Raw genomic sequence first — 25,968 nt, 5'->3', positions numbered from 1 at the left:
AAGTAGGGAAAGGATAAGCGCTGAAAGCATCTAAGCACGAAGCCTACTCCAAGATGAGATCTCCCATTCGCAAGAAGTAAGACCCCTTAAAGACGATAAGGTAGATAGGCCAGGGATGGAAGTGCAGTGATGTACGGAGTTGACTGGTACTAATCGGTCGAGGACTTAATCAGGAATATGGAATTTCTTCAGAATAGTTGTTCGGTTTTGAGGGATCGAAAGAGAACTCAAGATCCGGTGGCGATAGCAAAGTGGACACACCTGAACTCATCCCGAACTCAGAAGTTAAGCACTTTCACGGCGACAATAGTTGGGCTTGCCCCTGCGAAGATAGCTAGCTGCCGGGTCCTTTTTTTTTAGATTGTTGTTGATTCTTATATATAAATTTGATATTTTCTTTACTAAGGGATATTGTATTTTGGCATTTAAGGAGGCCGTTCATGTATAAAGTGAGTATATTGATTCCAGTATACAATGTGGAAAAATATTTATCGAAATGTCTTGAATCTATTCTTTTACAGACATACAAAAATATAGAAATCATTATTATTAATGACGGAACTACAGATTCATCATTGGATATTGCCGAATTATATGCTTCTAAATATGATTTTATTCATGTATATAGCTATGAAAATGCAGGTATTTCTACAACTCGAAATCGTGCATTAGAAAAGGCAACTGGGGATTATTATTTGTTTGTTGATAGTGATGATTATTTAAATCCGCATATGATCGAAACAATGATAAATGAAGCTATTAAAACGCAAAGTGAGATTGTTACTTGTGGATACTGTATTGAATATAAAGGATTATCAATTCCAGTGAGTCCGATGCGAAAAAAAACTATGGATTCTTTATCTGCATTAAGAGCATTGAGTCAAAATAAAGGTATTAATAATTATCCTTGGGGAAAACTATATGCGGCTTCTTGTTTTAAAGATGTTAAATTTCCAGATGAGAAAAAGGGATTCGAAGATACGTACACAGTTTTTAAAGCAATCTATAATGCAAATCGCGTTTCAATAATACCTAACTGTTATTATCATTACGTTAAACGTCCAGGATCTTTAACAGATCACATGGATCTTGTACAGGCGTATGAAATGCGTGCAGCCTATGAATATCAGGAGCTTTGTTTACATCAATGGTTTCCAAATGAAAATTTTTATTATGATATTAACTTTTATAATAGTGATATGGTAATTCTATATACTTTGATTTTTTTCTATTCTAGAAAAGATCAACCTGTCTATGTACCGGCTGTAATTGATTGGTCAAAAATTAACATATTCTATCGTATTGGATATGTTGTATGGCGTTTAATCGCATGTGTAAAGTTTGGATGGTCTTTAAAATGGCAAGAGAATTAATTCGTAAGGCAACTCTAGAAGATATGCCTGTTTTATTAGAAATCTATGAACGAGCTAGAAAATTCATGGTTTCTACAGGAAATACAAATCAATGGACAAATGGATATCCATCAAGAGAAATATTGACTGAGGATATTGAAAAAAATGAAATGTACGTTTTAGAAGATGAAGATGGCATTCAAGCAAGTTTTGTGTTTTATTGTGGTATTGATCCTTGTTACAATAAAATATATGATGGCCAATGGCTAAATGATGAACCGTATGGTGTTATTCATCGTATCGCAACACGAGGTTTAAAAAAGCATATGGCTGACATCATTTTAGAATATTGTGAATCTAAGATTGATAATATTCGTATGGACACACATATGGACAACAAGCCTATGCAAAATTTCATGTTGAAGCATGGATTTAAACATGTAGGTACAATTTATTTAAAAAATGGACAAAGTCGATTGGCCTTCCATTGTAATTTAAATAAAAATTAGGTAAACTTATATCAGTTTGGGGAGATTATAATTTATGGCATTTGAATCATTAAGTGAACGTTTAAATAAAGCATTTAAAAATATTTCAGGACAGGGAAAACTGACTGAGAAAAATATGAATGACATGTTAAAAGAAGTGCGCATGTCATTATTAGAGGCAGATGTTAATTACAATGTAGTAAAGAGCTTCGTTGAAAATGTAAAAGAAAAAGCACTAGGACAAGAAGTATTAGATTCTTTAAATCCTAGTCAAATGGTTGTTAAAATCGTACATGATGAATTGCAAGTATTATTAGGTGAAGAAGATGCTCGTATTCACTTTAAAAAGCAAGGCATGACTACGGTTATGATGGTTGGTTTACAGGGTACTGGTAAAACTACAGCAAGTGCAAAAATTGCGAATTACTGCAAAAACAAATTAGCACGTCGTGTTTTATTAGTCGCATGTGACGTTGTGCGTCCTGCAGCTATTGAACAGTTGCAGACATTAGGAAAAAGTATTGATGTAGAAGTGTTTACTTGTGGACCAGAAACATCTGCGGTTGAAACAGCAAGACAGGCATTGGCCTATGCGAAAGATCGTCAAAAAGATTTAGTGATTTTCGATACGGCTGGTCGTTTGCACATTGATGAAGCATTAATGCAGGAACTTCAACAAATGAAGGATCTTGTTGTTCCTGATGAAATTTTATTAACTGTAGATGCGATGACAGGTCAAGATATAGTGACTGTCGCAAAAGAATTTAATGAACAATTATCTGTAACAGGATTGATCGTTACAAAAATGGATGGCGATGCACGTGGTGGAGGATTGTTGTCAGTTCGTTCTATCACAAATGTACCTGTATTATTTGTGTCAAATGGTGAAAAAGTAGATGACCTAGAAGAGTTCCACCCAGATCGTATGGCAGATCGTATCTTGGGAATGGGAGATATCGTCACTTTAGTTGAGCAGGCTCAAGATAAATTAGATATTGAAGTTCAGAAAAAAACGGCTGAACGTATGAAACAGGGTGTTTTTACATTCAATGATTTATTAGCACAATTAGGCCAGGTTTCTAAAATGGGATCTATGCAGAAAATGATGAATATGATTCCTGGTATTAATAAGGTAGCTAAAAATTTAGATGATGAAAAAATGAATTCACAGATGAAAAAGAGTGAAGCCATTATTTTATCGATGACAGAATATGAACGTGAAAATCCATCATGTTTAAAAGCATCAAGAAAGAATCGTATTGCCAAGGGTGCAGGAGTTAAAGTCATGGATGTTAATCGTTTGATTAATCAATTAGAACAGATGCAAATGATGACAAAGATGATGAGCGGTAAGGCAAAACTTCCTGATATGTCTGCACTACAGAATATGCAGCGTGGAGGCGGAATGCCTGGAATGTCAAAGCATTCTGGTAGTAAAAAACAGAAACCGAAAAAGAAAAAGAAGAAAAAATAAAAAAAATTAAGGTGTAAAGTAAAAATACTTGACACATCTTTTTATTCATGTTATTCTTTATGAGCTTTAATAAATTAGAAAAGGTAGGAATTTAAATATGGTTAAATTACGTTTAAAAAGAATGGGTAAAAAGGGAGCTCCTTTCTACCGTATAGTAGCTGCTGATTCACGTAGTCCTCGTGATGGTCGTTTTATCGAACAAATCGGTACTTACAACCCAACTAAAGCTGAAGAAAAAGTAACTTTAGACAAAGAATTAGCAAAGAAATGGTTAAGCAACGGTGCACAACCAACTGATACAGTTCGTTCAATTTTATCACACGAAGGTGTTTTAAAAGAAATGCACGAAGCGAAAAGTTCAAAATAATGATTGATTTAGAAAAAACATTATTAGACATTTGTTTACCACTTGTAGATGATCAAAAAGCATTATCTGTAAAAACAATGGCAACTACAAATGATAATGAAATTTTATTGTATGTATATGCCAACAGCGAAGATGTTGCACGCTTAATTGGCCGTAAGGGTATTATGGCTAGCAGTATTCGTCAAATGATGTCTATTGCGGCGCGTGATGTACACAAAAGAATTTCAGTAAAATTTGAAGCGTATTAGGATGTGATTTCACATCCTGATTTTTTTAGGAGGAACATATGATAAAAGTAGCTCAAATCATTAATACGCATGGACTTAAGGGTGAATGTAAAATGTATCTTGTGACAGATGATCCGCAGCATCGTTTTGAAAAAGGTAGAGTATTACATTTAGAAGATGGTCGTACATTAACCGTTGTGCGTTATCGCGAACAAAAGGGTTTTGGCTATTGTTATTTTGAAGGTGTTGATTCAATTGAAAAAGCAGAACAATTGAAAACAAAAAATTTATTTATTGCCCAAGAGGATTTACCTGAACTTGAAGAAGGTCAATATTATTATCATGAATTAATGCATTGTACGGTTTATAATGAAGAAAAAGAAAAACTTGGAGAAGTTGTAGATATTTTAGAAACAGGTGCCAATCTAGTACTTCGCGTAAAATCAAGAGGAAACAGTTTCTTATTGCCTTTTGTACCTGCATTTATTGTTGATGTGAACAAAGAAGCTCATGAAATCACAATTCGTGAAATGGAAGGCTTACGATGAAAATATCTGTATTAACATTATTTCCAGAATACTTTGAACCTTTAATGACAACAAGTATTTTAAAGCGTGCCAAAGAAAAAGATTTATTTGAGTTTGAAACCATCGATTTTCGTCAGTTCACAAAAGAAAAACATGGCCACGTGGATGATACACCATATGGTGGTGGTGCGGGAATGGTATTAATGTGTCAACCTATATTAGATGCATTAGAATCCATTCGTACAGAAAATAGTACAGTGATTTTATTGACACCTCAAGGTAAGACATTTAATCAATCCATCGCAAAGGAATTATCTTTAAAGGAACATTTAATTTTTATTTGTGGTCACTATGAAGGATTTGATGAACGAATTCGTGATTATGTAGATATTCAAATGTCTTTAGGGGACTTTGTATTAACTGGTGGTGAAAGTGCATGTATGGTCATGTGCGATTGCATATTACGTATTTTACCGGGTGTTATTCGCCAAGATTCCAGTGATGATGATTCTTTCTCAAATGGACTTTTAGAATATCCTCAATATACTAGGCCAGAAATCTATGATGGAAAAAGAGTTCCAGATGTATTATTGAGTGGTCATCATGCGAACATCAAGAAGTATAGACATGAAGAGTCTTTAAAAAGAACAGCGATGTATCGTCCGGATTTATTAGAAAATTTAAATTTAAATAAAGAAGATCAAAAAGTAGTCGATTCAGTATTAAAAATCAAAAAATAATTCTTGCGCAAAATCTATTGTCATGGTAATATTAATGGGCGTTTACGCATAGGTAGTTCCGCTGGCACATTGTGTGAATGAACTGATAACCAAATATTAGAAAAGAAGGAGAAAAGAAAATGAACTTAGGATTAGTTAATGAAGTAACAAAATCACAATTGAAGACTGATATTCCAGCATTCCGTTCTGGAAGTACTGTTCGTGTTCACGTTAAAATCAAAGAAGGGGACAAGAGCCGTATCCAGGTATTTGAAGGTGTTGTAATTGAACGTGCAGGTGGAGGAATCTCTGAAACATTCACAGTTCGTAAGATTTCTAACCAAATTGGTGTTGAACGTAAATTCCCTTTACACTCACCAATCATTGACCACATTGAAGTAGTTCGTCACGGTAAAGTACGTCGTAACAAGTTATCTTACTTACGTAACCGTTCGGGTAAAGCTGCTCGTTTAAAAGAAGTTCGTTAATTGTTAAAAAAAAGTCTGATTTTCAGGCTTTTTTTTCTAAATAGCTTTATAATAGATTTATAACATTTAGGGGGTTAGAGATTATATGAAGAATTCAAAGAAAAACGAACTAAGGTACAATGAGGATGACGAACGTACTTTACTAGAAGATATACTTGGATTCATAAAAGTATTTGTAGTAAGTGCAATCGTAATTTTATTGTTTGTGAACTTTGTTGCTCACCCAGTTCGTGTAGATGGAAGAAGTATGTATCCAACATTGAAAGATGGTGAATTTGGATTCACCAATGTTGGAGGCGTATTATTGAATGGTGTAGAACGAGGGGATATAGTCGTTGTAACCATGGAAGAAGAGGGACAGAAAACACATTGGGTAAAACGTGTAATAGGTTTACCAGGTGATACAGTAAGCTGTGTAAATGATGTTGTATATATTAATGGAAAAGTATTGGATGAGACTAAATATATAGATCCGGACTATCGTCAATCATTGGTAGATAAATTTGGTTACTTTAATAAAGTACCAGATGCCGATAATACGAATGTTGTGGATTTTGAAGAAGTGAAATTAAAAGATGACGAATATTACGTAATGGGGGATAATCGTCCTTATTCTAAAGATTCACGCTATGTAGGCCCTGTTAAGAAATCACAGATCTTTGCCAAGAAGATGTTAGTCTTGTTACCAATTTCAGATATAGGAGTGAAAGATTAGTGGCAAACGTACAATGGTTTCCAGGTCATATGACCAAGGCCAAAAGGCAAATGGAAGAGAATTTAAAAAAAGTTGATTTTGTGATTGAGATTCGTGATGCAAGAATGCCAGATGCCAGTAAAAATCCAATGTTGGATCAATTGATTCAAAATAAACCGCGTTTGATTCTTTTGTCAAAAAAAGATAAGGCTGATAAAGAACTTACCAAACAATGGGTAAATGCCTTAGAAACAGAGAATCAAAAAGTATTAGCATTGGATTTTATTCATGAAAATTTCTCAAAACAATTGATTAAGGCATCGAATGAATTATGTATCAATTTAATTGAAAAACAAAAACGTAGAGGAATGAAGCCTAGAGCTTTGCGTGCCATGGTGTGTGGAATTCCTAACGTAGGTAAAAGCACATTTATTAATACGTTTGCGAAACGTAAAGCGGCTCAAACTGGAGATCGTCCAGGCGTGACAAAGAGTCTTCAATGGATTAAGGTAGGTCAAACACTTGAGCTATTAGATACGCCGGGTGTATTATGGCCAAAATTTGAAGATCAACAAGTAGGTCTAAAACTTGCTCTATTGGGTTCAGTAAAAGATCAAGTTGTAAATATGGACGATTTGGCATTATTTGCGTGTGAATATTTAATGCAGGAAAAACCTGAAATCTTTGATACAGTATATCATGTCAAGATTGTGGATACGCCTTATGAAACATTACAGAATATCGCCATAAAACGTGGTTATTTATTAAAGGGTGAAATTGATGAAAATCGTTTGATGTTAAGTTTTGTCAAAGATATCCGTGAAAATAAGTGTGGCTTGATTACTTGGGAGAAACCACATGTTGGATAGACCTTTGGAGCATGATTACTGGGATCAAAATCAAAGTGTACTTGGTATGGACGAAGCAGGGCGAGGCCCTATTGCCGGTCCATTGATGGTAGCAGGAGTTATCTTTCCAAAGGGATATCAAAATGTGTTAATTGATGATTCTAAAAAATTGAGTGAAAAAAAGCGAGAAAAGTTGTTTAAAATAATTATTCAGGATGCTTTGTACTATCAAATTTTAGTTGTAGATGAAAAGACGATTGATAGGAAAAATATCTATCGTGCAACTCAAGAAGCTATGATGGAAATTGCCAATAAAGCACAATGTGATTTTGTGTTGAGTGATGCGATGCCATTACCAGATATTGATAAACCTTATCAAGCTATTGTGAAGGGAGATCAAAAATCATTGTCTATTGCGGCGGCAAGTATTTTAGCGAAAGTTACGCGTGATCGCTGGATGAAAAAGTTGGATGAAATGTATCCACAGTATGGTTTAGCCAAACATAAAGGATATCCGACAAAAGCGCATATTGAAGCTTTAAACAAGTATGGATTACAGGATTTCTATCGAAGAAGTTATGGTCCTGTAAAAAAACTTGAAGAAATTAGACTTTTTTAGTTAAAAGTCTCTTTTTTTTCGTATATGAGTATATGAGAATAAAAAGAGAAGCTATTTTATGGTATGCCATCCAATATGATGGAGATTGGAAGAAAATTGGCAATGCGATAAAGGCACATGAAAACTATTCCATCATTGCATATCCATATCCTTATCTTACAATCGTTGATGAGATGTATCCTGAAGCATTTAAACATTTAAGATATCCGCCATGGATTATTTTTTATCAGGGTAATGTTTGTTTGTTGAAAGAAAAAGGTGTAGGTATAGTAGGAGCTAGAAACTGTTCAGTGCAGGCACTGCAAAATACGGATACAATCGTACAAAGACTCCAATCAAGGTACGTCATTGTATCTGGGCTTGCCAAAGGTATTGATGCCAGGGCCCATTTGAATGCATCAAAAACAATTGGTGTGCTTGGTTGTGGGATCAATGTGATTTATCCAAAGGAAAACACGTTTTTATTTGAAAGGATGAAAAAAAGTGGATTGATCATTAGTGAATATCCCATGCATGTGAAGCCTTTGGCTTATCACTTTCCATGGCGTAATCGCTTGATTGCCGCTTTAAGCAGCAATTTAGTTGTGATTGAGGCAACCTATAAAAGTGGAACAATGATTACTGTGAATGAATGTCTCGAATTGAGTGTTCCTATTTATTGTGTGCCTACAGCTTTTCAAGATGAAAAGTATCAAGGATGTAACTACTTGATTAGTAATGGAGCCAATATTTTGGTGGATATAAAAGACATTGATGATATCTGAGGATTGACAAATTGAAATTTTTAATGTTTTATATAGCGTGAATATGGGGGAAACAAATGAAAAAACATTTAGTTATTGTGGAGTCGCCTTCCAAATCGAAGACGATTGAAAAATATTTAGGAAAAGAATACAGAGTTGTTTCCAGCAAAGGCCATGTATGTGATTTGGCGACAAGCGGAAAAGAAGGTTTAGGAATTGATGTAGATCATGATTTCGAACCTAAATATAAAATTAGCAAAGAGAAAAAAGAAGTAGTGAAAGAATTAAAAGAGTACGCTTCTAAAGCACAAGATATCTATCTTGCCAGTGACCCGGACCGTGAAGGAGAAGCAATCGCATGGCATTTAGCACGTGTATTAGATTTAAATACAGAAGACAATAATCGTATAGTTTTCCATGAAATCACGAAGCCTGCAATTCTTGAAGCTATGAAAGCACCAAGAAAAATTGATATGGACCTTGTGAAATCACAAGAAACACGTCGTATGTTAGATCGAATTATTGGGTTTAAACTCAGCAAATTGCTGCAGAATAAAATCCAGTCTAAATCTGCAGGACGTGTGCAATCTGTGGCGTTGAAATTGATTGTTGATCGTGAAAATGAAATCAAGGCGTTTAAACAAGAAGAGTATTGGACGATTCATGCACAATGTAAAAAGCAGAATAAAGCATTTGAAGCAGATTTAGTGAAGGTTGAAGGTAAAAAGCCTAAAATCAAAGATGAAGAAGAAGCTAAAGCACTTTTGGAAAGGTGCAATGGAGAATATATTGTTTCATCGATTTCTAAAAAACAGAAAAAGAAACAACCTAAACTTCCATTTACAACATCGACTATGCAGCAGGAAGCCAGTACAAAATTAGGATTTGGTGCAAAGAAGACAATGAGTGTAGCTCAAAAAATGTATGAAGGTATTGATCTAGGCGGAAATATGGAAGGTTTGATCACGTATATGCGTTCGGACTCAACACGTTTATCTGATATTTTTGTTTCAGATGCCAAGAAATTCATCACAAATACATATGGTAAAGAATATGTTGGACATGTACATCAAAAGAATGGTAAAAATACGCAGGACGCACATGAAGCCATTCGACCAACAAACATTAATCGTACACCCGAATCCATCAAAGACCATTTAACGAATGATCAATATCGTTTGTATTCACTAATTTATGCGCGTACTTTGGCATCCTTAATGAAAGATGCCGTATATGATGTGACGAGTGTTAAAATCACAAACAACGATTTAGAATTTAGTGCAAGCGGACAAACTATGACTTTTGATGGTTACTACAAAGTATATTCTAAATATGAAAAACAAAGTGATGCTTTACTTCCTAAGTTGGAAGAAAATGAAGTTTTAAAAAATGTAACTCCAACTTCAAAGCAGCACTTTACAGAACCACCAGCACGTTATACAGAAGCACGTCTGATTAAAGATCTTGAAGAAAAGTCAATTGGTCGTCCAAGTACATATGCGACAATTATTGATACCTTACAAAAACGCGGCTATGCCTCATTAGAAAAGGCAAGTGAAACTTCAAAGACGAAGGTATTTATTCCTAGTGAGCAGGGGATTTTGACAAATGAAAAACTACAACAGTATTTCTCAAGTGTCATTAACGTAGAATATACGGCAGATATGGAAAAAACTTTGGATGAAATTGCCGAAGGAAACGAGGACTCTGTATCTTACATGCACAAATTCTATGATAAATTTGCTCCACTTGTAGAAGATGCCTATGAAAAAATGCCAAAGAAGGAATTAGAACGTGTAGGACGTACTTGCCCTGAATGTGGTGGAGAGCTTGTTTATCGTAATGGTCGTTTTGGTAAGTTTATTTCTTGTATTAACTTTCCAACATGTCGCTACACTGAAAATGATGAAGAAGAACTTCCAGAAGAGGCAAAAGAAGAAAAAATCTGTCCGAACTGCGGAGCTAAGATGGTGATTAAAAGAGGGCGTTATGGCCAGTTCTGGGCATGTTCAAATTATCCGGAATGCAAAACTATCGAATCTTTGAAAAAGAAGGCGAAACCTGAGCCAACAGGTGAAATGTGTCCGGAGTGTGGACATGAGCTTGTCAGAAGAAAATCACGTTTTGGGACAACTTTCATTGGTTGTTCAAATTATCCAAAATGTCACTATATAAAAAAAGTACCTAAGAAAACAGAGGAAGATAAATAATGGAACAAGTTACGGTTGTAGGAGCAGGACTTGCCGGGTGTGAGGCAACATGGCAGCTCGTAAAAAGAAATATTCCGGTTCGATTGATTGAAATGCGTCCTAAAAAGGAAAGTCCAGCCTTTCATACAGATCAATTTGCGGAACTTGTGTGTTCGAATTCACTTCGATCCAATGCGATGAATAATGCGGTAGGTATTTTAAAAGAGGAATTACGCCAAATGGATTCATTGATTATGAAATCAGCAGATATGCATGCTGTACCAGCTGGAAGTGCGTTGGCAGTTGATCGTGAGACTTTTTCACAATATATTACTGATACAATCAAAAATCATCCATTGGTCGACGTTGTCAATGAAGAAATGACAGCTTTACCAGAAGGACCATGCATTATCGCAACAGGACCTTTGACAAGTGATTCTCTAGCGAAGGCTATACATGATTTCACTTCTGAAGATACTTTCCATTTCTATGATGCAGCAGCACCTATTATTGAAAAGGATTCGATTGATTTTAGTAAAGCCTACTATAAGTCTCGCTATGACAAAGGTGAAGCAAGTTATATCAACTGTCCGATGAATGCGGATGAATTTGAAGCATTCTATGATGCATTGATTCATGCAGAATGTGTGAATTTGCACGATTTTGAAAAAGAAACATATTTTGAAGGTTGTATGCCCATTGAGGAAATGGCACGACGTGGAAAGAAGACTATGTTGTTTGGGCCATTAAAGCCGGTGGGATTGGAAAAAGACAAGGATTCACATCCCGTTGCCGTAGTTCAGTTACGCCAAGATAATGTAGCTGCAAGTATGTACAATATTGTTGGTTTCCAGACACATTTAACTTGGCCTGAACAAAGAAGAGTTTTCGCTTTGATTCCTGGATTAGAAAATTTGAAAATTACTCGTTATGGTGTTATGCATCGAAATTCTTATTTATCAAGTCCAATTGTTTTAAAAGAAACATATCAATCAAAGAAACGTGATGATTTATTCTTTGCCGGACAATTAACCGGAGTTGAAGGCTATGTTGAATCTTGTGCATCCGGATTGATTGCCGGAATCAATATGTCGTTGTATATGCAAGGTAAAGAACCAATTTGTTTTGGAAATACTTGTGTGATGGGCTCACAAGCATACTATATTACACATTGTGATCCAAAACATTTCCAGCCAATGAATGCAAACTTTGGCATTATGCATCTAAACGAAAAATGTAAGAAACACGAGCGTAAAGAAAAATTTGCTGCTCAGGCACTTTCTCGTATTCAAGAAATCCAGGAACAAGTCAATGGATGAGTTGATTGATCGTTTTCTAAAATATATATATCGAAAGAATACGCAATCAGATAAAACTATCGAATCGTATAAAAATGATTTGAACCAATATAAAGAATATTTATTAAGTCAATCTATGGATTCTTTTGAATTGTGTGACAGATTGACTTTTATGAATTTTCTAGCCACATTGGATCATTTAAAATCAAGTTCGATTGCACGTAAAATGAGTGTATATCGTTCTTTCTATGCGTATTTGGCAGAGTATATGGGTATCAATGAAAATCCTTTATTAGGGATACAGACACCAAAGAAGTCAAAACAAATTCCAGATTTTTTATTTGTAGAAGAAATTCAGGAATTTTTAAATTCTTATAATGACGCCAAAGAAGATCAATATCGCGATCGCATATTATTTACGATGATGTATGCATGTGGATTACGTGTTAGTGAATGTGTTTCTTTGGAATGGAATCAAATTGATTTAAACAATCGAATCGTGCATATTCGAGGTAAAGGGGATAAAGATCGTATTGTACCTTTTTACCAAGGTTTTGAAAAAGAATTGTTGGAATATAAAAATAGTTTTTGGTCAAAATATGCAGTGGATGATCATGTATTTGTGAATTTAAGAGGTAAACAATTAACTTCTCGTGGTATTCAGTATTTAATGGATAAACATGCCAAAGCCATTGGAATGCATATGAAATTGCATCCACATATGTTGAGACATAGTTTTGCGACACATTTATTAGATAATGGAGCGGATATTCGTGTTGTTCAAGAGTTACTAGGACATTCATCTTTATCAACAACACAAATTTATACGCATGTAACTACAGCACAGTTAGTGAAGGCTTATAAAAAAGCGCATCCTTTTGAAAAATAACAACTTGCAAGTTAAAAAGGTTATTGCTATAATGTAAAAGCGCGTGATTGCGCTTATAACACACATCATGGATTCGTTTGCCCGTGCACATCAGTGTTGCATGCGTCTGAAATGATGGAGGAGAAACGGAAAGGTAGGACTATTATGTCAATCGTATCAATGAAGAAAATGTTAGAGAACGGTGTTCACTTTGGTCACCAGACTCGCCGTTGGAACCCAAAGATGAAACCATTCATCTACACAAGTCGCAACGGGGTTTATATCGTAGATTTAAACCAAACTCAAGCACAAATCGAAGCTGCTTACAATGAATTAAAAGCAATTAGTGAACGTGGAGGAAAAGTATTGTTCGTAGGAACAAAGAAACAAGCTGCAGAAGTTGTTGAAGAACAAGCTTTACGTTCAGGATCTTTCTACGTTAACAAACGTTGGTTAGGTGGTTTATTAACAAACTTCCGTACAATCCAAAAACGTATTAAACGTTTAGTAGAAATCGAAGAAATGGAAGCTAGCGGAAAAATCGAAGTTTACACTAAGAAAGAACAAGCTAACTTACATAAAGAAAAAGCTAAATTGGAAGGTTCTTTAGGTGGAATCAAAGAAATGAAGAAACTTCCAGATGCATTAGTTGTTATTGACCCAAAAGAAGAACACAATGCAATCGCTGAAGCTAAAAAATTAGGAATCCCTGTATTCGCTATGTTAGATACAAACTGTGATCCAGAAGATGCTGATTTTGCAATCGCTTCTAATGATGATGCAGTTCGCTCAATCAAATTAGTTACAACAATCTTAGCAGACGCTATCGTTGATGCTAAGGGTGGTCTATTAGAAATGGCTTACTTAGAAGAAACTGAAGATGATGTAACTATGGAAGACGTAATCAAAAATGTTGAAGCACAAATCGCTGAAAACGAACGTCGTCGCCGTCAAAGAAATGAAGAACGTAGAAAACGTAACTTAGAACGTAAAAACCGTCGTCCTTTCAATAAGAAAAATGATGACGTAAAACCAGCTGCAAAAGCTGAAGAAGCAAAAGCTGCTGAATAATAAAAAAATATAGGAGGATGCTAAAATGGCTATCACTGCTGCTCAAGTAAAAGAATTACGTGAAAAAACAGGTGCTGGTATGATGGATTGCAAAAAAGCCTTAACTGAATGTGAAGGTGACATTGCAAAAGCTGTTGACTGGTTACGTGAAAAAGGAATCGCAAAATCTGCTAAAAAAGAAGGACGTATCGCTGCTGAAGGTTTAACTCGTGTTGCTGTTAGTGGAAACACTGCTGTATTATTCGAAGTTAACTCAGAAACAGACTTCGTAAGTAAGAACGAACAATTCTTAGGTTTAATGGATACTTTACAAGAAGCAATTCTTGCAAACAAACCTGCTACAACTGAAGAAGCTTTAAATGTTCAAACTGCTGAAGGAACTATCAATGATTTAATCATCAACGCTACAGCTACTATCGGAGAAAAGATTTCTTTCCGTCGTGTTGCTGTTGTTGAAAAAGCAGATGATGAAATCTTCGGTTCATACATGCACATGGGTGGATCAATTTCTGCTGTTGTAGTTGTTAAAGGAACTCAAGATGCTACTGTAGCTAAAAACTTAGCAATGCAAGTTGCTAGTATGGCTCCAAAATATGTATCTCAAGCTGAAGTACCAGGTGAAGAAGTTGAACACGAACGTGAACTTCAATTACAAATGATGAAGGCTGATCCTAGCATGGCTAACAAGCCAGAAAAAGTATTGGCAGGAATCTTAAAAGGAAAAGTTGACAAACACTTTAAAGACCAATGCTTATTAGATCAAGAATATTTCTTAGAACCTAAAACTAAGGTTTCTCAATTCTTGAAAGACAACAAAGCTGAAGTAGTAACTTTCGTACGTTTCCAAACTGGTGAAGGTATCGAAAAACGCGAAGAAAACTTTGCTGAAGAAGTTGCTGCTCAAATGGCTAAGTAATTTATCTTTTACTTTAAAACCCTTGGAAATTCCAAGGGTTTTTCTTTTTAAATAGCGTAATATAGTGTATAATTGTTGTGACAATTCAATAAGGAGCAATATTATGTATAAACGTGTTTTATTAAAATTAAGTGGCGAAGCTTTGTCTAGCCCTGAAGCTGCTTTTGATCCAGAAATCTTAAAAAGATTGGCAAAAGAGTTAAAAGAAGTACAAAAATTAGGGGTAGAATTAGCAATTGTTGTCGGTGGTGGTAACTTCATCCGTGGTAAGATGATGGCTGAAATGGGAATGAACCGTGCTCAAGCCGATTATATGGGTATGTTAGGTACTGTAATCAACGCTTTAGCTGTTCAAAATGCATTAGAACAAGAAGGCGTTCAAACACGAGTACAGACAGCTGTTGAAATGCAAAAGGTTGCAGAACCATTCATCTTAAGACGTGCTTTACGTCACTTGGAAAAAGGAAGAATCGTTATTTTTGGAGCTGGTACAGGTTCTCCATACTTCTCAACAGACACAACGGCAGCATTACGTGCATCTGAAATTAATGCAGATGTTATCTTGATGGCAAAAAATGGTGTTGATGGGGTTTATGATTCAGATCCAAAGAAAAATCCAAATGCTAAGAAATACGACACACTAAATTATATGGACGTATTAAACGAGGGATTACAAGTCATGGACTCAACAGCTATTAGTATGTGCATGGATAATGATATTGATTTAGTTGTTTTCAATATGAATGAACCTGGTAATATTGTCAAAGCAGTTCGCCGTGAAGTTAACGGTACAACAATCACTAAAAAGAAATAAGGAGAATTAAAATGAGTGATATTTTATTAAATGCAGAAGAAAAAATGATGGGTGTTATTGATAATTTAGAATCAAATCTTCGTCATATCCGTACTGGACGTGCCAGTGGGCAAATGTTAGAACGTGTACAAGTTGAATATTATGGTGCAATGACACCAATCAACCAGATGGCACAGATTTCTGTTGTTGAAGGTACACAACTTGTTATTAAACCTTATGATCGTTCAATCATTAAAGATATTGCACACGCAATTCAAGCTGCTAACTTAGGATTGAATCCTCAAGCAGAAGCAGATGTCATTCGTATTCAAGTTCCTCAATTAACTGAAGATCGTCGTAAAGAATTAGCTAAAGATGCACAAAAATATGGTGAAGAAGCTAAGATTGCGATTCGTAACGTACGTCGTGATGCGAACGATGCTATTAAAAAAGATAAAGAACTTCCAGAAGACGAACAAAAACAAACATTAGAAGAATCACAAAAATTAACAGACAAATATATTAAAGATGTTGATTCAATTTGTGAAGCAAAGAAAAAAGAAATATTAAATGTCTAAGTCCAAACTTGATTTGGACTTTTTTAAAAAGGAGGTTTTTATGGCACCAAAAACAGTAGCTATAATTATGGATGGTAACGGTCGTTGGGCAAAAAAAAGAGGCTTACCAAGAACGGCAGGACACAAAAAGGGTGCGGATACAATTCGTACTGTGGCTCTAGCTGCACAAGATATGGGAATTCAAAAATTGATTCTATATGCTTTTTCAACAGAAAACTGGAAAAGACCAGAAGATGAAGTTTCCTATTTATGTAAATTACCAGGACTATTCTTTAATAAATATATTAATGAATTGATGGAAAAGAACATTCGTGTAACTTTTGCCGGTGAATTAGAAAAATTCCCACAAGCAACACAAAATGTAATTAATAAGGCTGTAAATATGACTAAGGATAATACTGGATTAGAATTATGCTTAGCCATTAATTACGGTTCGCGAAGAGAAATGTTACTTGGTATGAAAAAATATGCGGATGAGGTTGCTCAAGGTAAACGTGAAAACGATTTAACTGAGGAAGAGTTCTCAAAATATTTATTTGTACCAGAAGACATTGATCTGATGATTCGTACAAGTGGAGAACTTCGTATTTCGAATTATTTGTTGTGGCAACTCGCCTATACGGAATTGATTTTTACACCAGTCACATGGCCTGATTTTGATGAAAAAGAATTAAAAGATTGTCTAGACGAATTTGCTTCAAGAGATCGCAGGTTTGGAGGCTTAACTTCATGAAACAAAGAATAATTACCGCCATTGGTATCATTCTTGTTGTAGCACTACCGGTAGCTTTTGGAGGATATTGGTTAGAAGCTCTTGCCTTATTTATTGTTTGTACAGGTGCATATGAATGGATGCATATTCAGCCAGATTTTAAAAACTGGCCTAAATATGTTCTTCCACTCAGTGCTTTAGCTGTCGTTTTAACAAGAGTTTTACCGGATAAATACTTTTTCGTTGTGATGACACTGATTGTTGTATTTTTATGGAGTCTTGTTGTTTTTGTTGAAAACTTCTCAATCATAGATGCCTTTGTGTGTATTTCATACGTTATAATTTTCTCCCTCGTATATCATGCGGTAGGACAAATCGCAAACGTTCATCAGTACCTATGGACGATTGTTTTTGCAACATACGGAAGTGATACGGGAGCTTATTTTGTGGGTCGAGCTATTGGAAAGCACAAAATGAATCCTAGAATCTCACCTAAAAAGAGTTGGGAAGGTTTTGTAGGAGGAATTGTATTTGGTTTTGCATTAAGCTTTGTGGTTAGTTTTAGCTACGTATCAAACTTAAACCCAGTTTTGAATACGTTCTTATGTTTAGTATGCCCTATTACTGCAGAACTTGGAGATTTGTGCTTTAGTGCTATTAAACGTTATTTTGCTGTAAAAGACTTCTCTAATCTTTTACCAGGGCATGGTGGCGTTTTAGATCGTGTGGATTCACTATTATTGAATATCATGGTATTTAATGTTTTATATACAATCATTCTCTAAGGGGGAATAGAATGGATTTTATTATTGGTATAATAGCATTTGTCGTGATGCTAAGCGTGATTGTCATTTTACATGAGTTAGGACATTTTTTAGTTGCTAAACATTTTGGGGTTTACTGTAAAGAATTTTCTATTGGTATGGGACCATGTCTTTATCAAAAACAAGGAAAAGAGACTGCTTTTTCAATTCGCGCCATTCCTTTTGGCGGCTATGTAATGATGGCTGGTGAAGAAGATGGCTCACAAAGTGAAGAAGATAGCTGGCTAAAGGATGTTCCGGAAAATAGACGCTTAAACGGTATTGAAAAATGGAAACAAGTCTGCATCATGATGGCTGGTATTGTGATGAATATTTTATTGGCATGGATCATATATATGGGTGTGGCCCTAGCTCAAGGCTATGTAATAGAAGATGCAAAACCAGTTGTCTATGTAGTCGAAGAGGACTCTGTGGCACAAAAAGCAGGTCTAGAAAAAGATGATCACATCGTTAAAGTTCAAAGTGAAGATGGAAACAGTATTCAACCTAAAACACAAAATGAAATTTTAGAGTTTATTCAATATCATCATGATACATTGACATTAACTATAAAGCGTGATGGCACAACATTTGAAACTACACTAACTCCATCTTATGATAAAGATATAGAAGGCTATACACTTGGCTATAAGGCGATTGCATATGCGAAGAAGATTCCTTGGTATCAATCTTTATGGATTGGCTGTCAAAATACCTGGGATAGTGCAATAACTATATTTAAATCTTTGAATATGATCATTCACGGACAGGGATTAGAAAACTTATCGGGTCCCGTTGGCATTTTAAATGTCACTAGCAAATCTGTACAATATGGATTGGACATGTATTTTAGTTTGTTTGCGATGATTTCATTAAATATTGGAATCTTTAATGCTATTCCCATTCCAGCACTTGATGGCGGAAGAATCTTGATTTTATTGATTGAAAAACTAATTGGTCGAAAAGTTTCTACAAAAGTAGTAGAAAATATCATCATGGCAAGTTTTGTACTCTTGATGTTGCTGTTTTTATACGCGACATATAATGATATCATACGATTGTTTTAAAAAAAGAACCTATATTTTGGAAAATCCAAGATATAGGTTCTTTTTACATAAAATAAAGAATAGCTAATAAGTGACAAATACTAGCTAAAATGATGAAGATATGCCATACAAAATGAAAATATCTTTTTTGTGGTTTTGAATAAAAGAAAGTACCCATGGTGTACATAAAACCACCTAAGGCAATCAAAATGATAAATATAGGTTGAGTTTCTTTGATTAGCGTAGGTAAGATAAAGATAGCTAACCAACCCATGACCATATAGATTACCATTGAAAGTTTAGGATAACTTTTCGTCGCAATCGATTTCAATAAGATTCCAGCAATTACCATAACCCATTCGATAGCTAAAATTGTATATCCTTTCCAGTTGTTCATAAGATTTAGACAAATGGGCGTATAAGTACCTGCGATAGCCAATAAGATCATGATGTGATCTAATTTTCTAAATACATATTTGTGTGTTGTTTCATGCGGCATGCTGTGGTAAAGACAAGACCCTGTAAACATAAAGAGCAGACAAATCAAGAATACTGCTGTTCCAAGTGTTTTGATTACTCCGCCTTGTAAATAAGCACGAACACTATAGTATGGAAGTGCAAATAGAATCAAAAGTGCCATAACTCCATGTGTGATACAGTTTCCTACTTCTTCACCAAAACAAAGTGGATAAACATACCGCATACTATCTTTCTTGTTCATACACATACTATAATATAATAATAAATAATATACAATCTAGAAAATGATACTAGATATATTTTATGTGATTTTTTTGATATAATACACTAGTTAGAGTGGAGGGTCTTGATGTTTTTAAAACGTATTGAATTACAAGGCTTTAAAAGCTTTGCAGATAAAACAGTGATTCAATTTGATCAAGATATTACAGGCATTGTAGGACCAAACGGATGTGGTAAAAGTAATGTGAATGATGCCATTCGTTGGGTACTAGGTGAACAGAGTGTTAAATCACTTCGTTCAGGTACTAATATGTCAGATATTATCTTCTCAGGAAGTGAATATAGAAAACCTGTAAACATGGCACGCGTTACATTGGTATTTGACAATTCAACACGTGTTTTTGATTCGGATTTTGATGAAATCGAAATAACACGACAAATTTTACGTGCCAATAATGAAGCAAGTTATTTTATAAATAAAACACCATGCCGATTAAAAGATATTAATGATTTAGTCATGGATACAGGATTAGGAAAAGATTCCTTAAGTATTATTACGCAGGGAAATATTTCTTCTTTTGCGGATGCCAAGCCAGAAGATAGACGTTCTTTATTTGAGGAAGCTGCGGGTGTCGCAAAGTATAAAAAGAGAAAAAAGGTGTCATTGTCTAAATTAGAGCAGACAAAAGAAAATCTAGATCGTTTGCAGGATATTCTAGATGAGCTTGAAAGACAAATTGGACCTTTGGAAAAACAAGCTAAAAAGGCAGAAAAATATATTTCTTTAAGAGATAAACTTTCTAAAATTGAAATTAGTGTATTGGTTGAGGATATTGATCAATATAATGATAAAATCAATCAGATCAATAAAGAATTGTTTGATATGCAAGCTATGCATACATCAGAAAATGCGGAGCTTTTAAAGCAGGAAAATCGCTTAGAAAGCATTCGAAAAGAAATGTATGCTCTAGATAAACAAATCAATGAGCTTCAAGGAAAATACACAAAAGCGATGGAAGAAAATTATCAGCTTGAAAGACGTAAAATCGAGCAGGATGAAAAGCGTAAGTATATGTTGCAGGTAGCGGATAAACAAGCTCGTCAAAAAGAATTGCAGGCTATGCTTGAAGAAGCACGATTCGAATATCAGGATCGTCATCAGCGTTTAATGCAGGCGCAACAAGATTTAAATAACCGTCGTAATATTGTGAATGATTTGAAAACAAAAATTTCTAAGGCTCGTTATGAATCGGATAAGGCAAACAATATATTGATACAGCTACAAAATCGTAGACAAGTATTGGAAAATATGATGAAGCAGCCTTTTGCACATCAACAAGGTGTGCGTTCTGTAATGCAGACAAAAAACTCTTTATCTGGTGTTTATGGAGTTGTCAGTGAATTGTTGATTGCACATGCCGATAAAGCATTGGCGGTAAATGCAGCATTAGGTGGAAGTATCTATCAAATCATCACTAAAAATGAGGCAGATGCAAGAAATGCCATTTCATTCTTGAAACGAAACCGTAGTGGACGTGCAACTTTCTTACCATTAAGTGTATGTCATCCTAGAAAAATGAATGAACAAGTGATCACGATTGCTTCAACAAGTCCAGGCTTTTTAGGCTTTGCGAGTGAATGTGTTGACTGTAAAGAGATCTTTGATCCAGTTAAAGAACGATTGCTTGGTAATGTGATTGTGGTGGATACATTGCAGAATGCGAATGAAACTGCGAAACGATTACGTTATGCATATAAAATTGTTACCCTAGATGGTGATATCGTACATACAGGTGGTAGCATGACGGGTGGTGTTACGAAGAATCAAAGTACACCAGTCACAATGCGACAGGAATTAGAAACAATCAATTCAAAAATCGAGGGGCAAAAAATCAAAGCCGACAATTGTTTGGATGAAACAGAGATTCTTACGCAGAAACTTCAAAAAGAAAACGATGCGATTGTAACTTTACAGATTGAATTGGCTAAGCTAGAAAATATTTGTGCGACTAAAAAGGCAAAATATGATTCGATTTTAGCTGAATATCAGGAGTTAGGTGTAGATATTGAAGATAGTGGTGAATTAGCACAAGATGATCTTGTTGTACAAATGTCTAAGATGCATGCTGTATTGGATTCATTGTCTCTAGAGATTCAAAGCTTGCGTCAGACTCGTTTTGATAAAGGAAATGAAGCAGAACAACTTGAAAATCAGATTCGTTTAGTTCGTAGAGAAATGAGTTCTAAACAATCGCAGATCCATAACTATGAAATGGAAGTTGTGAAAATCAAAACGCAGTTAGAGAACGCATTGAATCGCTTAAGCACAGATTATGAAATGACATATGAGTACGCGTTAACTAAAAAAGAAGATGTCGAACTCGAAAGTGCTAAAGAAGAAGTTATTCAACTTCGTCAAGCAATTTCTCGTTTGGGAAATGTGAATTTGGATGCACCAAACGAATATAAAGAAGTCAAAGAACGTTTTGATTTTATGACAAGCCAAAAAGAAGATTTAGAAAAGGCAAGTCAACAAATATTGGCAGCTATTGATGAGATGGATAAGACAATGATCAGTCAATTTACTGAGATGTTTAATAAAATTAATGCTGAACTAGATGGCGTATTCAAGGCTATGTTTGGTGGAGGACGTGCTAGTCTTTCTATGGTGGATCCAGAAGACGTATTGAATACGGGTATTGATATTGATGTTCAGCCTCCTGGAAAAATGGTTAAAAATATCCAGACATTCTCGGGTGGAGAAAAAGCTTTGATTGCGATTAGTGTATTGTTTGCGATATTAAAGGCTCGTACAATGCCTTTATGTATCTTTGATGAGGTAGAAGCTGCATTAGACCAGGCAAATGTTGAGCGTTTTGCTCGTTATTTATCTCATTATCGTGGTCAATCTCAATTTATTGCGGTAACACATAGACCAGGAACTATGGAACAGTGTGATACGTTATATGGGGTTACAATGCAAAAAGATGGTGTTAGTAAAGTGTTAAAAGTGCAATTGAAAGATGCAGTACATATAGCTAAGGAGGAATAGTAATGTCGGTCTTTTCGAAAATAAAAGAAGCTTTCGTAAAAAGTGAAGATAAAGATAAATATTTATCAGGCCTTGATCGTTCAAAGAAAAGCTTTGGAGATCGTATGCGTGCTTTATCCAATAACTTTCATGGAATTGATGATGACCTATTAGAGCAAATTATGGTTATTCTACTTGAGAGTGATGTGGGTATTCATACAGCACAAAAAATTGTGGATGCGTTTGAATCAAATGGAAAACATGTTAAAGAATATGATTCCATGTTAGATTATTTGGTTTCAATTCTTTATGATTTCTATGATGAATCAAACGATGAACCAATTAAAATGAATGAAGAAGGGCCAACTGTTATTTTAATGGTTGGTGTAAATGGTAGTGGTAAGACAACTACAAGTGCAAAATTAATTCAATACTACAAGGAACAAGGTAAGAAAGTCGCGGTTGCTGCAGCCGACACATTCCGTGCTGGAGCTATTGATCAAATTGATACTTGGGCAACACGTTTAGGTGTGCATTGTGTTAAAGGAAAAATGAACCAAGACCCAAGTTCCGTATTAGTTGATGCTTGTCGTTATGCCAAAGAAAATGGTATTGATATTTTGATTTGCGATACAGCGGGTCGTCTACAAAATAAAACAAATTTAATGAATGAATTAAGTAAGATGCACCGTGTTGTACAAAGAGAAATTGAGGGAGCACCACAAGAAGTCTGGTTAGTTTTAGATGCGACAACAGGTCAAAACGGTATTTCACAAGCAAAAGTATTCTTGGAAGCAACTGATGTAACAGGTATCGTTTTAACGAAGATGGATGGTACGGCAAAAGGTGGAGTTGTACTCGCAATTCGTGATCTACTACACTTACCAGTTCGTTTTTTAGGTCTAGGAGAAAAGCCTGCTGATTTAAGACCATTTGATATCAATGCCTTCTTGATGGGAATCACAAAGGGTATGGAAGAATAATGATTTCAAAATTAGATGCGAATGATTTATTAGATGTGTATGGAGACTTGTTGACTAAGCGTCAAAGAGAGATATTATCTCTTTACTATGAGGAAGATTTCTCTTATACTGAAATAAGTGAGGAACTAGAGATTTCTCGTGCAGCCGCAATGGATTCGGTACATCGAGCTACGAAATTACTGGAAAAATATGAAGCAGCGATTGGCTATGTTGCTAAGAAAAAATTATTGGATTCATGGATTTTACATCATGAAGATGTTGAACAAATCGAAATATTAAAAGAAATTTTTTAGGAGGATCAAAAAATGTCGATTGTTATGAGTGTTAATGCAGGAAGTTCATCTTTGAAATTCCAAGTTTTCAAAATGCCAGAAGAAGAAGTTCTAGCACAAGGAAACGTAGAACGTATTGGTTTAAACGATTCTATTTTTGGAATGAAAGCCAATGGAGAAAAAATTGAAGAGATCTTAGATATCAAAGATCATGCAGTGGCTGTAAAAAAATTAATGGAAGCATTAATTGAACACAAAGTTGTAAATAGTTTGGAAGATATCAAAGCGATTGGTCATCGTGTTGTTCATGGTGGAGAATATTTCTCTCATTCAGTACCTGTAGATGCAGATGTTGAAGCTAAAGTAGAAGAATTATGTGCATTGGCTCCATTACACAACCCAGCTGCATTAGTTGGATATCGTTCATTTAGAGATGCTTTACCAGAGTGTAAACACACATTCGTATTTGATACAGCATTCCACCAAAGTATGCCAGAAGAAAACTATATTTTCCCTCTTCCATATGAATATTATACTAACGATAAGGTACGTCGTTATGGTGCTCATGGAACAAGTCATGAATATTTGACAAAACGTTTGGCTGAGCTTCAAGGAAAAACACAAGAAGAAATGAATATCATCACTTGCCACTTAGGAAATGGTGCTAGTATTACAGCGGTTAAAAATGGTAAATCATATAAAACATCAATGGGATTCACACCTCTTGGAGGAATCATGATGGGAACTCGTTGTGGAGATATTGATCCTGCAATCGTTCCATTCTTAGAAAATAAATATGGATATACACCAGATGAAATGGATACAATCATGAATAAAAAATCGGGTATGTTAGGCGTAAGTGGAATCTCTAGTGATGGTCGTGACATTGAAGCCGCTGTCAAAGAAGGAAATCCACGTGCTATTTTAACTCAAAACGTATATGTAAATCGTATTGTTGAAGTTGTATCAGGATACTACGGATTAATGGGTGGTGCTGATGCGATTGTTTTTGCCGGTGGTATCGGTGAAAATGATTGTGCAATGCGTCAAAGAATCTGTGATGGATTATCAGCATTTGGTGTTGTTGTAAAACCAGAAGACAACGATGGAGTTCGTGGCGTTGAAAAATTATTAAGTTCTCCTGAATCAAAAATGCAAGTTTGGTTATTGCCAACAAACGAAGAATTAGTCATTGCACGTGATGCTTACAAGGATTTGATGGCTAATGCCTAATGATATCTTAGAAAGCGTAAAAGATTTTAATACAATCACAATTTTTCGCCATGTTTTTGCCGACATGGATGCGATAGGATCACAATTTGGCTTAAAGTACTATTTAGAAAGTGCTTATCCAAATAAAAAAATCTATTGTTTAGGTAATGATTGTCCAGTTTCACAAAGAAACAACGTACACATGGATGTTGTAGATGATGAAGTAGTAGCTTCCAGCTTGGCAATTGTTTTAGATACTTCAAATGCTGCACGCATTGATGATGACAGGTATCAATTGGCTAAAAAATCAATTCGTATTGATCATCACGTACAAGTAGAAACCATTTGTGATGAAGAATGGATTGATGATAAGGCAAGTGCCACATGTGAGTTATTAGCTTTGTATTTACAAGAAAAAAAGGCTAACATTCCTCTACAAAGTTCTCTGATGTTATATCTTGGATTAACAGCGGACAATATTCGTTTTACGACAAATAATGTTCGCCCAGCTACATTTGATGCCGCAAAATATTTATTCGAACAAGGTGTAGATGTCACAAAAGTGGAACAATTGAACTTTTCAAAATCCATGGAAGACTATAAATATGAAACTGTTGTACGTAATCATACAGTGTTTAAAAACAAGTTCCTTTATTCAATTCTAGAATGTGAAGATTATGAAGAATTTGGTTTAAGCTTTACAGATGCTAAAGACAAAGTCTATTGTTTAGCAGGTATCGATTGTGTTGAAATGTGGGCATTGTTTACGCGTATGGAAGATCGTGTACATTATAGTGCGTCTTTACGTTCAAGAAATATTCCAATTCGTAATGTTGCCATGGAATTTGGTGGTGGTGGTCACGAATGTGCAAGTGGAATCAAAAACTTAACACGTGATCAAGTCAATCAAATTATTGAAATTTTATCAAATCGAGAGGTAGCTTAAGA

Annotated in this window: 28 protein-coding genes and 2 rRNA genes; 29 read left to right on the top strand and 1 reads right to left on the bottom strand. The window is 35.1% G+C overall.

The window, feature by feature from the left end; translation table 11 throughout:
* The 24 genes from FYJ55_RS02880 to rseP form a co-directional block, all read left to right on the top strand.
* Positions 1 to 173, top strand: a 23S ribosomal RNA gene (locus tag FYJ55_RS02880); the annotation flags it as partial.
* 60 nt (positions 174 to 233) lie between these two features.
* Positions 234 to 347: ribosomal RNA gene (rrf, locus tag FYJ55_RS02875) — 5S ribosomal RNA — on the top strand.
* A gap of 93 nt (positions 348 to 440) precedes the next feature.
* On the top strand, positions 441 to 1,373 hold the full coding sequence (locus FYJ55_RS02870; protein WP_154555557.1) for a glycosyltransferase family 2 protein: 933 nt from the start codon (positions 441 to 443) through the stop codon (positions 1,371 to 1,373).
* A complete protein-coding gene (locus FYJ55_RS02865) occupies positions 1,358 to 1,861 on the top strand; it encodes a GNAT family N-acetyltransferase (protein ID WP_154555556.1) in 504 nt (167 codons plus the stop codon). Before FYJ55_RS02870 ends, FYJ55_RS02865 begins: the two co-directional genes overlap by 16 nt.
* Before the next feature lie 34 nt (positions 1,862 to 1,895).
* Entirely contained in the window at positions 1,896 to 3,314 is a 1,419-nt protein-coding gene (gene ffh / locus FYJ55_RS02860) for a signal recognition particle protein (RefSeq protein ID WP_154555555.1), read from the top strand.
* A 97-nt stretch (positions 3,315 to 3,411) separates the two neighbouring features.
* Positions 3,412 to 3,681 carry a 30S ribosomal protein S16 gene (gene rpsP / locus FYJ55_RS02855; RefSeq protein WP_117571593.1) on the top strand — a complete coding sequence of 90 codons (270 nt, stop codon included), beginning with the start codon at positions 3,412 to 3,414 and terminating at the stop codon, positions 3,679 to 3,681.
* Positions 3,681 to 3,929: a KH domain-containing protein gene (locus tag FYJ55_RS02850; RefSeq protein WP_117995726.1), complete on the top strand. Its 249-nt coding sequence runs from the start codon at positions 3,681 to 3,683 to the stop codon at positions 3,927 to 3,929. The genes rpsP and FYJ55_RS02850 overlap by 1 nt, the downstream gene beginning before the upstream one ends.
* 38 nt (positions 3,930 to 3,967) lie before the next feature.
* Positions 3,968 to 4,456 (top strand): ribosome maturation factor RimM, encoded by a 489-nt coding sequence (gene rimM / locus FYJ55_RS02845; protein ID WP_154555554.1) that lies wholly within the window; start codon positions 3,968 to 3,970, stop codon positions 4,454 to 4,456.
* Complete coding sequence (gene trmD, locus FYJ55_RS02840; RefSeq protein ID WP_117925412.1) at positions 4,453 to 5,175, top strand: tRNA (guanosine(37)-N1)-methyltransferase TrmD; 723 nt, start codon at positions 4,453 to 4,455, stop codon at positions 5,173 to 5,175. Before rimM ends, trmD begins: the two co-directional genes overlap by 4 nt.
* A gap of 119 nt (positions 5,176 to 5,294) precedes the next feature.
* Positions 5,295 to 5,642 carry a 50S ribosomal protein L19 gene (rplS, locus tag FYJ55_RS02835; RefSeq protein WP_117571589.1) on the top strand — a complete coding sequence of 116 codons (348 nt, stop codon included), beginning with the start codon at positions 5,295 to 5,297 and terminating at the stop codon, positions 5,640 to 5,642.
* An 85-nt stretch (positions 5,643 to 5,727) separates the two neighbouring features.
* Positions 5,728 to 6,357 (top strand): signal peptidase I, encoded by a 630-nt coding sequence (gene lepB / locus FYJ55_RS02830; protein WP_154555553.1) that lies wholly within the window; start codon positions 5,728 to 5,730, stop codon positions 6,355 to 6,357.
* Positions 6,357 to 7,205, top strand: coding sequence for a ribosome biogenesis GTPase YlqF (gene ylqF, locus FYJ55_RS02825; protein WP_270499468.1), 849 nt, complete (start codon positions 6,357 to 6,359; stop codon positions 7,203 to 7,205). The genes lepB and ylqF overlap by 1 nt, the downstream gene beginning before the upstream one ends.
* Entirely contained in the window at positions 7,195 to 7,803 is a 609-nt protein-coding gene (locus tag FYJ55_RS02820; RefSeq protein WP_154555552.1) for a ribonuclease HII, read from the top strand. Before ylqF ends, FYJ55_RS02820 begins: the two co-directional genes overlap by 11 nt.
* Before the next feature lie 32 nt (positions 7,804 to 7,835).
* Positions 7,836 to 8,567 carry a DNA-processing protein DprA gene (gene dprA / locus FYJ55_RS02815; protein WP_154555551.1) on the top strand — a complete coding sequence of 244 codons (732 nt, stop codon included), beginning with the start codon at positions 7,836 to 7,838 and terminating at the stop codon, positions 8,565 to 8,567.
* Between the two features lie 56 nt (positions 8,568 to 8,623).
* Positions 8,624 to 10,756 carry a type I DNA topoisomerase gene (gene topA, locus FYJ55_RS02810; RefSeq protein ID WP_154555550.1) on the top strand — a complete coding sequence of 711 codons (2,133 nt, stop codon included), beginning with the start codon at positions 8,624 to 8,626 and terminating at the stop codon, positions 10,754 to 10,756.
* The gene (gene trmFO, locus FYJ55_RS02805; RefSeq protein ID WP_154555549.1) at positions 10,756 to 12,054 is read left to right on the top strand and encodes a methylenetetrahydrofolate--tRNA-(uracil(54)-C(5))-methyltransferase (FADH(2)-oxidizing) TrmFO; all 1,299 of its coding nucleotides are present in this window, start codon (positions 10,756 to 10,758) and stop codon (positions 12,052 to 12,054) included. Before topA ends, trmFO begins: the two co-directional genes overlap by 1 nt.
* The gene (gene xerA / locus FYJ55_RS02800) at positions 12,047 to 12,922 is read left to right on the top strand and encodes a site-specific tyrosine recombinase/integron integrase (protein ID WP_154555548.1); all 876 of its coding nucleotides are present in this window, start codon (positions 12,047 to 12,049) and stop codon (positions 12,920 to 12,922) included. Before trmFO ends, xerA begins: the two co-directional genes overlap by 8 nt.
* A gap of 144 nt (positions 12,923 to 13,066) precedes the next feature.
* Complete coding sequence (rpsB, locus tag FYJ55_RS02795) at positions 13,067 to 13,972, top strand: 30S ribosomal protein S2 (RefSeq protein WP_154555547.1); 906 nt, start codon at positions 13,067 to 13,069, stop codon at positions 13,970 to 13,972.
* Positions 13,973 to 13,997: 25 nt separating this feature from the next.
* Entirely contained in the window at positions 13,998 to 14,888 is an 891-nt protein-coding gene (gene tsf / locus FYJ55_RS02790; protein ID WP_154555546.1) for a translation elongation factor Ts, read from the top strand.
* Positions 14,889 to 14,991: 103 nt separating this feature from the next.
* Entirely contained in the window at positions 14,992 to 15,702 is a 711-nt protein-coding gene (pyrH, locus tag FYJ55_RS02785; RefSeq protein ID WP_003865905.1) for a UMP kinase, read from the top strand.
* An 11-nt stretch (positions 15,703 to 15,713) separates the two neighbouring features.
* Complete coding sequence (frr, locus tag FYJ55_RS02780; RefSeq protein WP_154555545.1) at positions 15,714 to 16,259, top strand: ribosome recycling factor; 546 nt, start codon at positions 15,714 to 15,716, stop codon at positions 16,257 to 16,259.
* A 40-nt stretch (positions 16,260 to 16,299) separates the two neighbouring features.
* The gene (locus tag FYJ55_RS02775; RefSeq protein ID WP_229771052.1) at positions 16,300 to 16,992 is read left to right on the top strand and encodes an isoprenyl transferase; all 693 of its coding nucleotides are present in this window, start codon (positions 16,300 to 16,302) and stop codon (positions 16,990 to 16,992) included.
* Complete coding sequence (locus FYJ55_RS02770) at positions 16,989 to 17,756, top strand: phosphatidate cytidylyltransferase (RefSeq protein ID WP_154555543.1); 768 nt, start codon at positions 16,989 to 16,991, stop codon at positions 17,754 to 17,756. Before FYJ55_RS02775 ends, FYJ55_RS02770 begins: the two co-directional genes overlap by 4 nt.
* A gap of 11 nt (positions 17,757 to 17,767) precedes the next feature.
* A complete protein-coding gene (gene rseP, locus FYJ55_RS02765; protein ID WP_154555542.1) occupies positions 17,768 to 18,841 on the top strand; it encodes an RIP metalloprotease RseP in 1,074 nt (357 codons plus the stop codon).
* 43 nt (positions 18,842 to 18,884) lie between these two features.
* On the opposite strand, the gene trhA is transcribed toward rseP, so the two are convergent.
* Positions 18,885 to 19,541: a PAQR family membrane homeostasis protein TrhA gene (trhA, locus tag FYJ55_RS02760; RefSeq protein WP_154555541.1), complete on the bottom strand. Its 657-nt coding sequence runs from the start codon at positions 19,539 to 19,541 to the stop codon at positions 18,885 to 18,887.
* Between the two features lie 108 nt (positions 19,542 to 19,649).
* Here trhA and FYJ55_RS02755 point away from each other — a divergent pair, with 108 nt between their 5' ends.
* Genes FYJ55_RS02755 through FYJ55_RS02735 form a run of 5 tightly spaced genes read left to right on the top strand, consistent with a single transcriptional unit; the run spans position 19,650 to position 25,966 of the window.
* Positions 19,650 to 22,574, top strand: a complete 2,925-nt coding sequence (locus tag FYJ55_RS02755; RefSeq protein WP_154555540.1) for a chromosome segregation protein SMC — start codon at positions 19,650 to 19,652, stop codon at positions 22,572 to 22,574.
* Between the two features lie 2 nt (positions 22,575 to 22,576).
* Positions 22,577 to 23,536 (top strand): signal recognition particle-docking protein FtsY, encoded by a 960-nt coding sequence (gene ftsY, locus FYJ55_RS02750; RefSeq protein ID WP_154555539.1) that lies wholly within the window; start codon positions 22,577 to 22,579, stop codon positions 23,534 to 23,536.
* Complete coding sequence (locus tag FYJ55_RS02745) at positions 23,536 to 23,829, top strand: sigma factor-like helix-turn-helix DNA-binding protein (protein ID WP_118115131.1); 294 nt, start codon at positions 23,536 to 23,538, stop codon at positions 23,827 to 23,829. The genes ftsY and FYJ55_RS02745 overlap by 1 nt, the downstream gene beginning before the upstream one ends.
* Before the next feature lie 12 nt (positions 23,830 to 23,841).
* Positions 23,842 to 25,041 (top strand): acetate/propionate family kinase, encoded by a 1,200-nt coding sequence (locus FYJ55_RS02740; RefSeq protein WP_154555538.1) that lies wholly within the window; start codon positions 23,842 to 23,844, stop codon positions 25,039 to 25,041.
* Positions 25,034 to 25,966 carry a DHH family phosphoesterase gene (locus FYJ55_RS02735; RefSeq protein ID WP_154555537.1) on the top strand — a complete coding sequence of 311 codons (933 nt, stop codon included), beginning with the start codon at positions 25,034 to 25,036 and terminating at the stop codon, positions 25,964 to 25,966. Before FYJ55_RS02740 ends, FYJ55_RS02735 begins: the two co-directional genes overlap by 8 nt.
* Positions 25,967 to 25,968: the final 2 nt, after the last annotated feature.

Source organism: Holdemanella porci, from assembly GCF_009696075.1.
Taxonomy (GTDB): domain Bacteria; phylum Bacillota_I; class Bacilli_A; order Erysipelotrichales; family Erysipelotrichaceae; genus Holdemanella; species Holdemanella porci.
This window is presented reverse-complemented; position numbering and strand designations above follow the sequence as displayed.